The 13,453-nt window shown below is 72.2% G+C and carries 11 protein-coding genes; 5 read left to right on the top strand and 6 right to left on the bottom strand.

Annotation, left to right across the window (positions count from 1 at the left end):
• Positions 1-194 precede the first annotated feature (194 nt).
• The gene (locus ACIA8K_RS01425; protein WP_396053709.1) at positions 195-1,445 is read left to right on the top strand and encodes an ATP/GTP-binding protein; all 1,251 of its coding nucleotides are present in this window, start codon (positions 195-197) and stop codon (positions 1,443-1,445) included.
• Positions 1,446-1,544: 99 nt separating this feature from the next.
• On the opposite strand, the gene ACIA8K_RS01420 is transcribed toward ACIA8K_RS01425, so the two are convergent.
• Entirely contained in the window at positions 1,545-2,357 is an 813-nt protein-coding gene (locus tag ACIA8K_RS01420) for an EamA family transporter (RefSeq protein ID WP_396053707.1), read from the bottom strand.
• 210 nt (positions 2,358-2,567) lie between these two features.
• Between ACIA8K_RS01420 and ACIA8K_RS01415 the strand changes: the two genes are divergently transcribed.
• Positions 2,568-3,428 (top strand): LysR family transcriptional regulator, encoded by an 861-nt coding sequence (locus tag ACIA8K_RS01415; RefSeq protein ID WP_396053705.1) that lies wholly within the window; start codon positions 2,568-2,570, stop codon positions 3,426-3,428.
• Positions 3,429-3,650: 222 nt separating this feature from the next.
• Here the strand turns inward: ACIA8K_RS01415 and ACIA8K_RS01410 are convergent, their stop codons facing one another.
• On the bottom strand, positions 3,651-4,493 hold the full coding sequence (locus ACIA8K_RS01410) for a haloalkane dehalogenase (protein WP_396053703.1): 843 nt from the start codon (positions 4,491-4,493) through the stop codon (positions 3,651-3,653).
• A gap of 99 nt (positions 4,494-4,592) precedes the next feature.
• On the opposite strand from ACIA8K_RS01410, the gene ACIA8K_RS01405 reads away from it, so the two are divergent.
• The gene (locus tag ACIA8K_RS01405) at positions 4,593-5,042 is read left to right on the top strand and encodes a MarR family winged helix-turn-helix transcriptional regulator (RefSeq protein ID WP_396053701.1); all 450 of its coding nucleotides are present in this window, start codon (positions 4,593-4,595) and stop codon (positions 5,040-5,042) included.
• Here ACIA8K_RS01405 and ACIA8K_RS01400 read toward each other — a convergent pair.
• From ACIA8K_RS01400 to pyk, 4 genes are all read right to left on the bottom strand, one after another.
• Positions 5,039-5,944 carry a sulfite exporter TauE/SafE family protein gene (locus tag ACIA8K_RS01400; protein ID WP_396053699.1) on the bottom strand — a complete coding sequence of 302 codons (906 nt, stop codon included), beginning with the start codon at positions 5,942-5,944 and terminating at the stop codon, positions 5,039-5,041. The genes ACIA8K_RS01405 and ACIA8K_RS01400 overlap by 4 nt on opposite strands.
• A gap of 90 nt (positions 5,945-6,034) precedes the next feature.
• The gene (locus tag ACIA8K_RS01395; RefSeq protein ID WP_396053697.1) at positions 6,035-6,526 is read right to left on the bottom strand and encodes an RrF2 family transcriptional regulator; all 492 of its coding nucleotides are present in this window, start codon (positions 6,524-6,526) and stop codon (positions 6,035-6,037) included.
• A gap of 204 nt (positions 6,527-6,730) precedes the next feature.
• Complete coding sequence (locus ACIA8K_RS01390; protein WP_396054466.1) at positions 6,731-7,567, bottom strand: acyl-CoA thioesterase; 837 nt, start codon at positions 7,565-7,567, stop codon at positions 6,731-6,733.
• 80 nt (positions 7,568-7,647) lie between these two features.
• Positions 7,648-9,075, bottom strand: a complete 1,428-nt coding sequence (pyk, locus tag ACIA8K_RS01385; RefSeq protein ID WP_396053695.1) for a pyruvate kinase — start codon at positions 9,073-9,075, stop codon at positions 7,648-7,650.
• Between the two features lie 388 nt (positions 9,076-9,463).
• On the opposite strand from pyk, the gene ACIA8K_RS01380 reads away from it, so the two are divergent.
• Complete coding sequence (locus ACIA8K_RS01380) at positions 9,464-12,292, top strand: glycoside hydrolase family 3 C-terminal domain-containing protein (protein ID WP_396053693.1); 2,829 nt, start codon at positions 9,464-9,466, stop codon at positions 12,290-12,292.
• Positions 12,293-12,398: 106 nt separating this feature from the next.
• Positions 12,399-13,436 (top strand): LacI family DNA-binding transcriptional regulator, encoded by a 1,038-nt coding sequence (locus ACIA8K_RS01375; protein WP_396053691.1) that lies wholly within the window; start codon positions 12,399-12,401, stop codon positions 13,434-13,436.
• The last annotated feature ends 17 nt before the right edge of the window (positions 13,437-13,453 follow it).

Here is a 13,453-nt window from a genome sequence, read left to right as displayed (position 1 = left end):
CCGTGACGTATTCGAACCCACCGGTAACCAAAACGCGAACGATCTTGTTGATTTCGCTCCGTGCTGGCATCATCTCTGGGTGCTGCCGTATGCGCGCCTTGCCCAAGGGTGCCCGGCGCGCGCACCGAGCACCGACCTGACAGCGAATCAGATTCCACAGGGCAGGCAACGCTGATCGCGGCTGAGGAGATCAGATGCTGCTGAAGTTCCGGGTCGCCAATGTCCGGTCCTTCCGCGAGGAGCGGGAGCTGGCCTTCGCCGTCCCGGCCGGAAAAACGGCACGCGCCGCTCGGCAGCTTCCGGTGGCCGGCGGCCGGCAGCTCGACGTGTACCCGCTGATCGGCATCTTCGGGCCCAACGCATCAGGTAAGTCGAACCTGCTCAAAGGCCTCGTCGAGATGCGCACCGCAGTGCTCGACTCGTACTATCAGTGGGCCACCCAGCGCGGCGTCCCCCGCGAGCTGTTCGCGCTCGACCCCGCCGCCGAGCGCGAGACCTCGCTATACGAGCTCGATTTCGTCAACGACGGAATCCGCTACACCTACGGTTTCGAGCTCGGCCCGGATCGGGTCGTCGCCGAATGGCTGCACGCCTATCCCCGCGGCCGCCGCCAGGTGTGGTTCGACCGCGACGCGTCCCGCCGCCAGCCTTTCGAATTCCCCGGCGACCGGCTCAAGGACCGCGCCGCAATGGTGAAGCTGACCCGGCCGAACGCGCTTTTCCTCACCGTCGCCGCTACAAATAACCACCCCGAGTTGACGCCGGTCTTCTACTGGTTCGAGCGCAACCTCTGGTTCCTCACCCCGGAGGACGAGCGCTACCAGCGCGAGGAGTTCACCCGCCAGGCCGTCCTCGGCCCACAGCGCGACCGGATCGAGGCACTGCTGCGCGCGGCAGACCTCGGCATCGAGGGCGTCGAGCCGGTCGAGACGCGCGTCGCCGGGCGCACCGTCACAGACGTCCAGCTCATCCACACCGGCGCGGACGGCACCGCGTACCCGATGCCCTGGGAGTCCGAGTCGTTCGGCACCCGCAGCTGGTTCGCGATGCTCGGCCCGATGCTGCTCGCGCTTGACGAGGGCGCGGTCCTGCTCGTCGACGAGCTCGACTCCAGCCTCCACCCGCGCTTCGCCGCCGAGGTCGTCCGCCTCTTCCAGGACCCCGAGGTCAACACGAACGACGCCCAGCTGCTCTTCACCGCCCACGACGTCAGCGTGCTCAGCACACCCAGCGGCAAACGCCTTCTCGAACCGGGCCAGGTCTGGCTCGTCGAGAAGGACAAGATCGGCTGCAGCGACATCTTCCCGCTCACCGCCGCCCAGCCCGGCCGCCACGAGGACCTCCCGACGTCCTACCTGGCCGGCCGTTTCGGCGCGGTGCCGGACCTCGGCGAGGGACAGGTCGGCCGCAAGCTGCGCGCCGTGAAGACCCCCAAAGCGGGCTGACGCCCCAACGTCATATTCCCGCTCCCGCGGTGGTCCGGCCCGCACGCTCCCGCGGGCCCCGGTCGGCCGCAGGCGGCCTCCCTTCCGGTCCCGCCGGGGTCAGGAAGGGGCGACAACCGCACCGGCGGTGGCCGCGATGACCAGCAGGACCGCAAGCGCCTCGAGTGCGGTGAGGGACTGGCCGAGCACGACGAAACCGGCCAGGCAGGCGATCGCGGGGCCGAGGCTGGACATCACCGCGAACGTGGACGACGGCAGCCGGCGAAGCGCGAACAGCTCGCACGTGTAGGGCAGCACGGAGCTGAGCACCGCCACCCCGGCGCCGAGCGCGAGTACCGGCGGGTCGAGCAGCACGGTCCCGGCGGTGGACGCGCCGATCGGGAGCGTGATGACGGCGGCCACGGCGAGCGCGATGGCCACGCCGTCCGCGCGCGGGAAGCGCCCGCCGACCGCGGCACTGAGCAGGATGTAGGCGGCCCAGAGCGCACCCGCGGTGAGCGCCAGCAACACGCCGGGCACGGTGAGACGGCCGAGGCCGCCGGCGCCGAGCAGGGCGACACCGGCCAGTGCGAGCAGGGCCCACAGCCAGGTGGCGGCGCGGCGGGCGAGCACGACCGAGAGGATCAGCGGCCCGAGCACCTCGAGCGTGACGGCCGGGCCGAGCGGAATGCGGGCGATCGCCTGGTAGAACACGGAGTTCATCACCGCGAAGACCAGACCGAGCCCGATCACGGCGGCCCAGTCCGCGCGGGAGTGGCCGCGCAGCCGGGGGCGGCAGATCGCCAGCATGAGCACTGCCGCGACGGTGAGCCGGAGCGCGACCATGCCTGCCGCGCCGGCCCGCGGGAACAGCAGCGTGGCCGCGCCGGAGCCGAACTGGACCGACACCGCGCCGGCCAGGACAAGGCCCACCGCGCCAAGTTCGCCACGCCTGCCTCCGCGTCGTTGGGCGGCGGGCGAACCGGGTGCGGTGGGGGAACGGGGTGCGGTAGGGGAACCGGGTGCGGTGGGGGTCTGCGGGGCCGTGGTGGTCGTCCGGGGTGCGAGGAGCACGCGTGTCACGCTAGGCGCGCGGCCTCCGACACGGAAATGCCGAACCCGGCACGGTTATGCTCTGACGTTATGACCGCCGACCTGCGGCACCTGCGCGCGTTCCTGGCGATCGCCGCCGAGGGGAACGTGACCCGCGCCGCCGCCCGGTTGCACGTCACCCAGCCCGCACTGTCTCGGACGCTGCGGCAGCTGGAGCAGCACCTCGGCGTGCGCCTTGTCGACCGGTCCACTCACCATCTGGCGCTGACCGGCGCGGGGGAGCGGTACCGGCAGCGGGCCGAGGCCGCGGTCGCCGCCGTGGACGCGACGCTCGACCCGGCCGCGGCCGGCGCCTGGCCGTTGCGCGTGGGCCACGCCTGGTCCGCGCTGGGCGTGCACACCACCACGTTGCTGCGCCGCTGGGCGGGCGCCCACCCGGACGTACCGCTGGAACTGCTTCGCATCGACGACGACCGGACCGCAGGCCTGGCACGGGGCCGCTGCGACGTGGCGATCCTCCGTGACCCGGGCCCGGTGCCGGGCATGCGCACCGCGCGGCTGCTGAGCGAGCGGCGGTTCGCCGTGGTGCCCGTGGACGGCCCGCTGGCGACGCACACCGCCCTCTCGCTTACCGACCTGGCCACCGAGCCGGTCGCGATGAACCCGCTCACCGGCAGCACCACTCGTGGCCTCTGGCCGCCCGGCGCCGGCCCGGCCCGCGTGGTCGAGGTGGGCAACACCGACGACTGGCTGGTCGCCATCGCGGCCGGCCGTGCCGTCGGCGTCAGCACGGAGGCCACCGTCGCCGTCTATCCCAACCCGGACGTCGCCTATCTTCCGCTCACCGACGCCCCGCCGGTCGAGGTGGTCCTCGCCTGGCCCGAGCCGGTCACTCACCCGTCCGTTCCCACCCTGATCGACCTCGCCTTCGACGTGGTGACGGCCGCATAGCGCCACCCCGAGCGGCCGCCTCCGCCCCGAGTGGCCGCCTCCGCCCCGAGCGGCCGCCGCCACCCCGAGCGGCCGCCGTCGCCCCGGCTGTGGCCGTCGCCCCGGCTGTGGCCGCCGGCCTGGTCTTCCCGACCACCGCGGGACGTGAGCCCGCGGGAGCGTGCGGGTCGCGACCACCCGCGGAGTGGGAAGATCCGCTTTTGTGGTGGTAGCTCCTGACCTCTAGAGATCGTGCCGGGCGAGCCAGGATGCGACCGCGCGGCCGATCTCGTCGGGCCGCTGCTCGGGCGCCTGGTGGCCGGCTTCGCCGATGCTCTCCACCTCAAGCGCGGCGATGGTCTCGCGGGCCCACTTCTCGGTGGCCGGCTGGACCAGGCCGCTGGACGGCTCGATCAGCATCAGCAGTTTCGGCACTGACGGCGTGGTCGCAATCCACTCGCCGTAGGCGGTGACCCGCGCGTGCACGTCGGCCGGTTCGCCGTTGATGGGAATCTCCCGGGGCCACTGCAGGAGCGGCCGGCGGGAATCCCGGTCCGGGTACGGCGTACGGTAGACCGCCAGATCCTCGTCGGAGAGGTCAGGGATGGTGAGGCGCAGCGACGACTCGATGAACCAGTTCTCGTCGAGCGCCATGGTCTCGCCCACGCCGGGCGTGCGCAGCCGCTGGAACAGCTCGACAGCGGCCGGCGCGTAGATCTCCCAGGTCATCGGCCGCAGGAACGTCTCGATCAGCGCTACGCCGGCGACCCTGCCCGGATGGCGGGCGGCCAGGTCGAGCGCGAGCGCGCCGCCCCAGTCGTGCCCGACCAGCACGACGTCGTCGAGGCCGAGCGCGTCGCACCAGGCCTCCAGGTGCCGTGCGTGGTCGTCGAACCGGTAGTCGATGTCCGGCCGTGCGGACCGGCCCATGCCGATCAGGTCCGGCGCGAGTACCGGCCCGTGATCGGTGAGGTGTGGGATCACCCGCCGCCAGATGTGGGACGAGGTGGGATTGCCGTGCAGCAGCACGACCGGCCGGCCGCCCTGGCCGGCGTCGACGTAGTGCATCGAGGCGATCGTGGGCATGACGCGTCCCTCCAAAAACCGTTAGAGTGCCTAACGTTTGCCCGCCTAACGATAGCGGTCGAACGTTCGGACGCCAAACGGTTTCGCTACGCTTGCGGCGTGCACGATGACGGGACGTGGGGTGACGAGCGGTTCCGCCGCACGCCGAGCTGGATGATCGGGCAGCTGTCGATCCACGGCTATCGGCTGCTCACCGAGCAGTTCGGGGCCGAGCAGGCGAAACCCTACGAGTACCGGGTGCTTGCTTCGCTCGCGGACGGTGGCCCGGCCAGCCAGGCGACGCTCGGCCGGCGCAGCGGCATCCACCTCAGTGACCTGGTCGCGACGCTCAACAGCCTTGCCGATCGGGGGTACGTCGAGCGCGCCCCCGACCCGGCCGACCGCCGCCGCAACGTCGTCACGCTCACCGGGGCAGGACGTGAGCTGCTCGCCCGCCTGGAGGTGCGCCTCGACGCGGCCCAGGCGGCGCTGCTGGCCGCGCTGTCACCGGCCGACCGTGAGACGCTCACCGCGCTGCTGGCCCGGACGCTGGCCGGCCTGGACACCTAGACCGCCGCGAGCTCCCGGTCGGGCGCGGGCGCCTGGGCCTCCGCCTGCCGGGTGCGGCGCAGTGCCCGCACCGCCAGCACGGCCGCAGTCACCCAGGCGGCAATGATCAGTAGGTACACCGCGGTGTTGACGCCGCCGGTGATGTCGAACGTCTTCATCATGGTGCGCGCGTTCGTCAGCACGATCAGCCCGCCCACCGCGGCGCCGAGCAGCTGTGCCGGCACGATCCGGACCAGGTAGGCCGCGATCGGTGCGGCGACCAGCCCGCCGGCCAGCAGCGCGAGCACAGTTCCCCAGACGAACCCGGTGGTGCCGAGCCCGAGGAGGAAGCCGGCGCTGGCCGCGAGCGCGACGACGAACTCCGACGTGTCCACCGAACCCACCACCTTGCGCGGCTCCATCCGGCCGCTGACAAGCAGGGACGGCGTGGCGACCGGGCCCCAGCCGCCGCCCCCGGTCGCGTCGACGAAGCCGGCGACCAGGCCGAGCGGTGCCAGGAAGCGGCTGCGCAGCGGCGAGCGGTTGATCGCCCGGCCGATCGGCCTGGCGAAGCGGACCAGCAGGTAGACGCCGAGCGTGAGCAGGATGCCGGCCATCCACGGCGCGGCGGCCTCGGTGGAGAGGTTGCTGAGCAGGGTGGCGCCGAGGAACGCGCCGGCCGCGCCGGGCAGCGCGATGCGCCGGACCACGCTCCAGTCGACGTTGCCGAACCGCCAGTGCGCGGTGCCGGCCGCGAGCGTGGTACCGATCTCGGCCAGGTGCACGGAGGCGGACGCCGACGCCGGGCTCAGGCCCGCGACCAGAAGCAACGTGCTGGACGTGACGCCGTAGCCCATGCCGAGCGCGCCGTCGACGAGCTGTGCCGCGAACCCGACAAGTGCAAGTACGACGAGCTTGCGCATCCCCACACCACCCATCTGTCAGACAATGTCGATCAGATTAGTGGAGATTAGGGCCGCGGTCGAGCATCGTCCAGAAGTTGAGAACCGTGGCTACACCCAGGCGCGCGGGTCCGAGGCCAGCTCCTGCACCCGGTCCGGCAGTTTCCCGCCGGCGATGTCGGCAAGCGTGACCAGCTCCAGGATCTCCCGTTCGCTGGCCCGCAACGCGATCCAGACCTCCTGCAGCGCGACCGCGGCGCCGGCGTAGCCGAGGTCCTCCGGGCGCTGGCCGCGCACGTTCGCAAGGGGACCGTCGATCACCCGGATCACGTCCGCGAGCGAGATCTCCACTGCCGGCCGGGCCAGCCAGTAGCCGCCCTCCGGGCCGCGCTGGGCGTGCACGATGCCGCCGCGCCGCAACTGGAGCAGGATGCTCTCCAGGAACTTCGGCGGGATCTCCTGCGCCCGCGCGATGCGTTCGGCGGTCAGCGGGTTACCCGGGCGCGGCGAGCGCGAGGTGGGCTCCGATGCCGCGTCGGAGGCGGCGAGGGCGAGTTCGGCGACCGCGCGAAGCGCATAGTCGACCCGGGCGGACAGACGCATAAAAGAAGAGTATCCGCATAGGGAAACTCGTGATCAACCTAGACGCTGTATCGACGTGGGATGCCGGGCTGCGGCGAGGCCCAGGCGCCGCCTGGCCGCACGTCGCAAACGCCCACATACAACACCGGTATGAGGGCGTCCGCGCCGCGCACCCAGGCGACCCCTGGACCGCGCCTCGCTCCGACCCCCACTTCGATACAGCGCCTAGTCGCGGCCGACGCGGCGCAGCAGGCCCTCCTGGACCGCGCTGGCGATCAGCCGGCCGTCGACTGCGAACATCCGCCCGGAGGCGAGCCCGCGCGCACCTGATGCGTTCGGGCTGGAGCAGTCGTAGAGGAACCACTCGTCGGCCCGGAACGGCCGGTGCAGCCAGAGCGCGTGGTCCAGGCTCGCGCCGACCACGCCGCCGGGGCCCCAGACCTCGCCGTGCGTGGCGAGCACCGCGTCCAGAAGCGTCATGTCGGACGCGTAGGTGAGCGCGGCCGCGTGGATCAGCGGATCGTCCGGCAGTTTGCCGTCGATGCGCATCCAGGCGCGGGGCTCCGCGTTGACCGGGCGGTCGCCGGGCGGCACCCAGCCGGTCTCGCCCAGGTAGCGCACGTCGATCGCGCGCGGCGCGGTCGCGGCGATCACGGCCAGCCGCTCGGGGTACCGCGCCATCCGCTCGGCGATGGTCGGCGTCTCGTCCGGCGCCGGGATGTCCGCGGGGAACGGCTCGTGGTGGTCCAGCCCTTCCTCGTGCACCTGGAAGGAGGCGGACATGAAGAAGATGACCTTGTCGTGCTGGTACGCCACCGACCGCCGCACCGAGAACGAGCGCCCGTCCCGGATGTTCTCCACCTGGAAGTCGATCGGCACGGCCGGGTCGCCGGGCCGCACGAAGTAACCGTGCAGCGAGTGCACGGTGCGGTCGGCGTCGACGGTCCGCCCGGCCGCCACAAGCGCCTGCGCGGCGACCTGCCCGCCGAAGATGCGCTGGCGGGAGACGCGCGGGCTGGTGCCCCGGAACGCCGAGGGGCCCAGCCGCTGAAGGTCGAGCATCTCCAGCAGCTGGTCCACCGCGGCCTGCCCGGTTGCCGGGCTGTCAGTCTGCCCGGTTGCCGGGGTGTCAGTCACAGCGCTCAGTTCGCCGAGAGCGAGCCGAGCTGGTGCACGCGAAGCGTGTTCGTCGAGCCGGGCGTGCCCGCCGGGGTGCCGGCCACGACGACCACGTAGTCGCCGGCCTTGAACTGGCCGAGACCGAGCAGCGCCTGGTCGACCTGGCGGAACATGTCGTCGGTGTGCTGCACGAACGCGGTCTCGAACGTCTGCACACCCCAGCTGAGCGCCAGCTGGTCACGCACCTCGGTGATCGGGGTGAAGGCCAGCAGCGGCAGCTCGCAGTGCAGGCGGGCCAGGCGGCGCACGGTGTCGCCGGTCTGGGAGAACGCGACAAGCGCCTTGGCGCCGATGTTCCGCGCGATCTGCGACGCGGCCACGGTCAGCGCGCCGCCGTGGGTGCGCGGGTCGTGCTGCAGCCGCGGCACGCCGAACGCGCCGCCCTCGGTCGTCTCGATGATCCGTGCCATGGTGCTGACCGTCAGGACCGGGAACTTGCCGACGCTCGTCTCGCCGGAGAGCATGACCGCGTCCGCGCCGTCGAGCACCGCGTTCGCCACGTCGGAGGTCTCGGCGCGGGTGGGGCGCGAGTTCTCGATCATGGAGTCGAGCATCTGGGTGGCCACGATGACCGGCTTCGCGCTCTCCCGGCACAGCTGGACCAGGCGCTTCTGCACGAGCGGCACCTGGTCGAGCGGCATCTCCACGCCGAGGTCACCGCGGGCGACCATGACGCCGTCGAACGAGTCGACGATCGCCTCCAGGTGGGTGACCGCCTCCGGCTTCTCCACCTTGGCCAGGACGGGGCGGCGGATGCCCTCCTCGTCCATGACGCTGTGCACGAGCTTGATGTCCTCGGGCGCGCGGACGAAGGACAGCGCGATCATGTCGGCGCCGAGCCGCAGCGCGAACCGCAGGTCCTCCGCGTCCTTCTCGGACATGGCGGGCACGCTGACGGCCACGTTGGGCAGCGAGACGCCCTTGTTGTTCGACACCTTGCCGCCCTCGATGACGAGGCAGTGGATGTCGTTGTCTTCGACGTTGGTGACCTCGACGGCGACCCTGCCGTCGTCGATCAGGAGGCGGTCGCCGACCTTGACCTCCTGCGGAAGCTTGCGGTAGGTGCACGAGACCCGGGTGGCGGAGCCGATGATGTCATCGCCGGTGATGACCACGGAGTCCCCGGTGCGCCACTCGTGCGGACCGTTCTCGAACCGGCCGAGCCGGATCTTCGGGCCCTGCAGGTCGGCCAGGACGGCGACGGCGCGGCCGGTGGCCTTCGCGGTCTCCCGGACCAGGTGGTAGACCTGCTCGTGATCGGAGTGGTCGCCGTGGCTGAAGTTCAGCCGGGCCACATCCATGCCGGCCTCCACGAGGCCCCGGATGCGTTCCGGGGACGAGGTCGCGGGGCCGAGAGTGCAGACGATTTTCGCGCGGCGTGTCACAACCATCAGGCTAGCCCTGTGCCGGTACCCGCGTGGTGCCCACCCCCGAAGGGCCTCCCGTCCTGAACGTGCCTTAAGCCCAGGTCGGCGGCCCCGGAACCTTAGTAACGCCTTTTGTTGCCCGGCGCGCGTTACAAGAACTGTTTCATTGATCTTGGATATAGCCGCAGGCTGCGATGGGAGCGGTCCCAGACAAGAGATCCACAGACATGGAATCGATGCTGCTCACCCCTTGACCGGGTGTGGGCAGGAGTGCAAACCTCAGGTTGCTCCGGGTGTAACACGCCTGAAACCGTGGATCCCCGGAGCTTTTCTCGAACGTTCATCGAAACGCTTCGAGGCAGAGCACGCGCTCCCACCAGAGCTATACGGCGCAGTCAAAGGATGACCCACCGTGAGCGAACTTCAGCGCAGCCCTTTTCGCGATGCCGAGCAAGCGCTTTCCTCGCGCATCGCGGACCTGATCGACCAGCTCAGCCTGCCGGAGAAGATCGCGCTGCTGCACCAGCACCAGGCGCCGGTCCCGCGGCTCGGGCTGGACGGCTTCCGGACCGGCACCGAGGCGCTGCACGGCGTTGCCTGGCTCGGGGCCGCCACCGTCTTCCCGCAGGCCGTCGGCCTGGCCCACACCTGGGACCCGGAGCTGGTCCGCCGGGTCGGCGCGGCCGTCGGCGACGAGGTGCGCGCGTTCCACCACAAGGACCCCGGCGGCGTGGGCCTCAACGTCTGGGCCCCGGTGGTCAACCCGCTGCGCGACCCGCGCTGGGGCCGCAACGAGGAGGGCTACGCCGAGGACCCGTGGCTGACCGGCCTGATCGGCGCCGCCTACGCCCGGGGCCTGCGCGGCGACCACCCGTTCTACCTGCGGACCGCGCCCACGCTCAAGCATTTCCTGGCCTACAACAACGAGACCCGCCGCGCGCTCACCTCGAGCAACCTGCCGCCGCGCGTGCTGCACGAGTACGAGCTGCCCGCGTTCCGCACGCCGCTCGCGGACGGGGCCGCGGTCGCGGTGATGGCCTCCTACAACCTGATCAACGGGCGGCCCACCCACGTCAGCCCGCTGATCAACGACGTGCTGCGCGGGTTCACCGGCGACGACATCATGGTGGTCGGCGACGCGGCCGCGGTCTCGAACCTGGCCCGCGACCAGCGCTACCTGGAAGACCACGTGGCCGGCTTCGCCGCGGCGCTCCGGGCCGGCGTGGACTGCATGACCGAGGACGGCGCGGACGGCGCCCCGACGCGCGGCTTCCTGACCGAGGCGCTCGCCCGCGGCCTGATCGACGAGTCACACGTGGACGCCGCGGTGCGCCACATCCTGTCCGTGCGGTTTCGGCTGGGCGAGTTCGACCCGCCGGAGCGCAACCCGTTCGCCGTGGTCACCGAGGACGCGATCAACTGCACCGCACACCAGGAGCTGGCCCGGGAGGCCGCGCGCGCGTCAGTGGTGCTGCTGAAGAACGAGTGTCTGCCTCTCACCGGCGACCTGCGCGTCGCGGTGATCGGCCCGCTTGCGGACGCGGTGCACGAGGACTGGTACTCCGGCGGTCTGCCGTACCGGGTCACGCCCTACCGGGCGATCGCGGCGCGGTCGGCCCTCGGCACCGTGTTCGCCGAGGGCGTCGACCGGGTCGCGCTGCGGACCCCGGCCGGCTGGGTCGAGGCGCCAGACTCACCGGACGGCGGGCCGCTCCGCGGCGATGCGGCGACGCCCGGCCACTTCGACGTCCTTGACTACGGCCACCAGGTGATCGCGCTGCGGGCCGTGGCGAACGGCAGGGTCGCGGCCGTCTTCGAGCCCGGCGGCCCGCTCGTCAACGACCAGCCCGGCCCGAACGGCTGGGAGGTGCACGAGACGTTCGCGACCTCGGACGCGGGCGGCGGCCGCATCCGCCTGCGGCACGTGCAGACCGGCCGGTGGGTGGCGCTCGGCGCGGACGGGCTGCTGCACGCGTCCGCCGGGACCCCGGCCGACGCGGTGCCGCTCACCGTGGAGCTGATCACCGACGGCCGGCGGGCCGCGGCCGACGCCGCCGCCGGGGCCGACGTCGCCGTGGTGGTGCTCGGCAACCATCCGCTTGTCAACGGCCGGGAGACGGAGGACCGGCCGGGCCTTGACCTGCCCGCGTCCGCACAGGCGCTGCTTGCGGCCGTGCACGAGGCGAACCCGCGCACCGTACTCGTCCTGACAAGCAGTTATCCGTATTCGATCACCTGGGCCGCGGCTCACCTGCCGGCGGTGCTGTGGTCCGCGCACGGCGGCCAGGAATACGGCGCCGCGCTCGCGGACGTGCTCTACGGCGCGGATGCCGCCGGGCACCCGGTCGACGCGGCGGGCCGGCTCACCCAGACCTGGTACCGGTCCGACGCGGAACTTCCGGACCTGCTCGACTACGACATCATCGCCACCGACGCCACCTACCTCTACTACCGGGGCACGCCGCTGTTCCCGTTTGGGCACGGCCTCAGCTACACCCGCTTCGCCTACCGGGACCTGCGCGTCTCCACCGCCTCGGCGGGCCCGGACGACACCGTGGAGGTGTCGGTGGAGGTGACGAACACCGGCACCCGGCCGGGCCAGGACGTGGTCCAGCTCTACACCCGCCAGCAGCGGTCCCGGGTCAAGCAGCCGCTCCGGGCGCTGCGCGGCTTCGCCCGGGTCCGGCTCGCGCCCGGCGAGAGCACGCGGGTGACGATCCCGCTTCCCGTGGCCGACCTGGCGTTCTGGGACGTCACCCGCTCCCGTCCGGTGATCGAGGCCGCGCGGCACACTGTCGCGGTCGGCCGCTCCAGCACCGACCTCGTGCTGACCACCACGCTCGCGGTGCGCGGCGAGCACATCCCGGACCGCGACCCGGCGCGCCCGCTGCCCGCGGTGGACAACGACGACTACGACGGCGTGCTGCCCGCGGACCACGACACGCTCGTGTCCACCCGGCCCGACGCGTGGGCCGCGTTCGAGGGCGTCGACTTCCACACCGACATCACGGGGGTACGGGTCCGCGGCGCCGGGCCGGGCACTGTGACGCTGCGCCTGGACGATCCGGCCGGCCCGGTGATCGCGACCGCGGAGCTGCCCGCCGCCCCCGCACCCGTCGAGGTGACCGTCCGGGTGGACGGCGCACACGGTGTACGCGACCTGTTCCTCGTCTACGGCGCCGCAGGCGTTACGGTGAGCGACGTGGTGTTCGACGCTGCCGGAGGGGGACACGGTGGGTGAAGGGCCGGCATTACCGGTGCCTGTGCAGGGCGGTTCGTCGGATGACGGCCGGCCGGCGCCCGCGCGCCGCACCACGGGCCGGCGCGCCGGCCCGAAACGCCCGGACATGGTCACCATCACGGACGTGGCCAAGCACGCGGGTGTCGCGGTCAGCACCGTCTCCTACGTGCTCAGCGGCAAGCGGGCGATCTCCGCGGTGACAAGGGAACGGGTGCTGGCCAGCATCCGCACGCTCGGCTACCACCCGCACGCCGGCGCCCGCGCGCTCGCCAGCCGCCGGGCGAACGTGATCGCCCTGGTCCTGCCGCTGCGCAGTGGCATGCACCTGCCGGTCCTGATGCAGTTCGCGACAGCCGTCGTCACCTCCGCCCGGCAGTACGACCACGACGTGCTGCTGGTGACCGCGGACGAGGGCCCGAGCGGCCTGCGCCGGATAGCCGCGTCCGCCATGGTCGACGGCCTCATCGTGATGGACGTGGAGATGCGCGACCCGCGGGTGCCGCTGCTGCACGAGCTGGAGCGCCCAAGTGTGCTGATCGGCTTCCCGGCCGACGCGGGCGGCCTGACCTGCGTCGACCTGGACTTCTACCGGGCCGGCGCCGCGTGCGTGGAGCACCTTGCCGCGCTCGGCCACCGGTCGCTGGCGCTGCTCGGCGCGCCCTCGGTCGTCTACGAGCGCGACACCGGGTTCGCGCGGCGCACCCGGTCCGGCTTCCTGGAGACCGCGCGGCGTCACGGCGCGACCGCGACAGCCCGGCCGTGCGAGGAGCACTACCCGGCGGTACGCGAAGGGCTCGCCCAGCTGCTCGCCGAGCGGCCCGACGTGACCGGCCTGGTCGTGCACAACGAGGCCGCTGTCGCGCACGTGCTGGCCGCGCTCCCGTCGCTGGGCCGCGACGTGCCCGGCGACATCTCGGTCGTGGCGATCTGCCCGGACGAGGTCGCGGAGCGGTCCAGCCCGGCGCTCTCCTCGGTGCTGATCCCGGCCGAGGAGCTCGGCCGTCAGGCGGTGGCGTTGCTGATCGCGAAGGTGGAGGGGGAAGCGGTGCCGGACGCCACGCTGCTGGACCCCCGCCTCACGGCCCGGGCCAGCACCGCCTCGGCGCGCCCGGCGCTCTCGCTCTCAGCGGGCCTTGACACCTGAAACGCGGTTCTCCCCGG

Source organism: Catenuloplanes sp. NPDC051500, from assembly GCF_044454585.1.
In the GTDB taxonomy this organism is placed as follows: domain Bacteria; phylum Actinomycetota; class Actinomycetes; order Mycobacteriales; family Micromonosporaceae; genus Catenuloplanes.
Note: the sequence above shows the minus strand (reverse complement) of the source record. Positions and strands in the feature narration are given on the sequence as shown.

Excerpts from the sequence above, each read along its gene's own strand:
- ACIA8K_RS01400 (WP_396053699.1), bottom strand. The coding sequence starts at position 5,944 with ATGCGCAAGCTCGTCGTACTTGCACTTGTCGGGTTCGCGGCACAGCTC.
- ACIA8K_RS01410 (WP_396053703.1), bottom strand. The coding sequence starts at position 4,493 with ATGCCCACGATCGCCTCGATGCACTACGTCGACGCCGGCCAGGGCGGC.
- ACIA8K_RS01415 (WP_396053705.1), top strand. The coding sequence starts at position 2,568 with ATGACCGCCGACCTGCGGCACCTGCGCGCGTTCCTGGCGATCGCCGCC.
- ACIA8K_RS01395 (WP_396053697.1), bottom strand. The coding sequence starts at position 6,526 with ATGCGTCTGTCCGCCCGGGTCGACTATGCGCTTCGCGCGGTCGCCGAA.
- ACIA8K_RS01425 (WP_396053709.1), top strand. The coding sequence starts at position 195 with ATGCTGCTGAAGTTCCGGGTCGCCAATGTCCGGTCCTTCCGCGAGGAG.
- ACIA8K_RS01375 (WP_396053691.1), top strand. The coding sequence starts at position 12,399 with ATGGTCACCATCACGGACGTGGCCAAGCACGCGGGTGTCGCGGTCAGC.
- pyk (WP_396053695.1), bottom strand. The coding sequence starts at position 9,075 with ATGGTTGTGACACGCCGCGCGAAAATCGTCTGCACTCTCGGCCCCGCG.
- ACIA8K_RS01390 (WP_396054466.1), bottom strand. The coding sequence starts at position 7,567 with ATGCTCGACCTTCAGCGGCTGGGCCCCTCGGCGTTCCGGGGCACCAGC.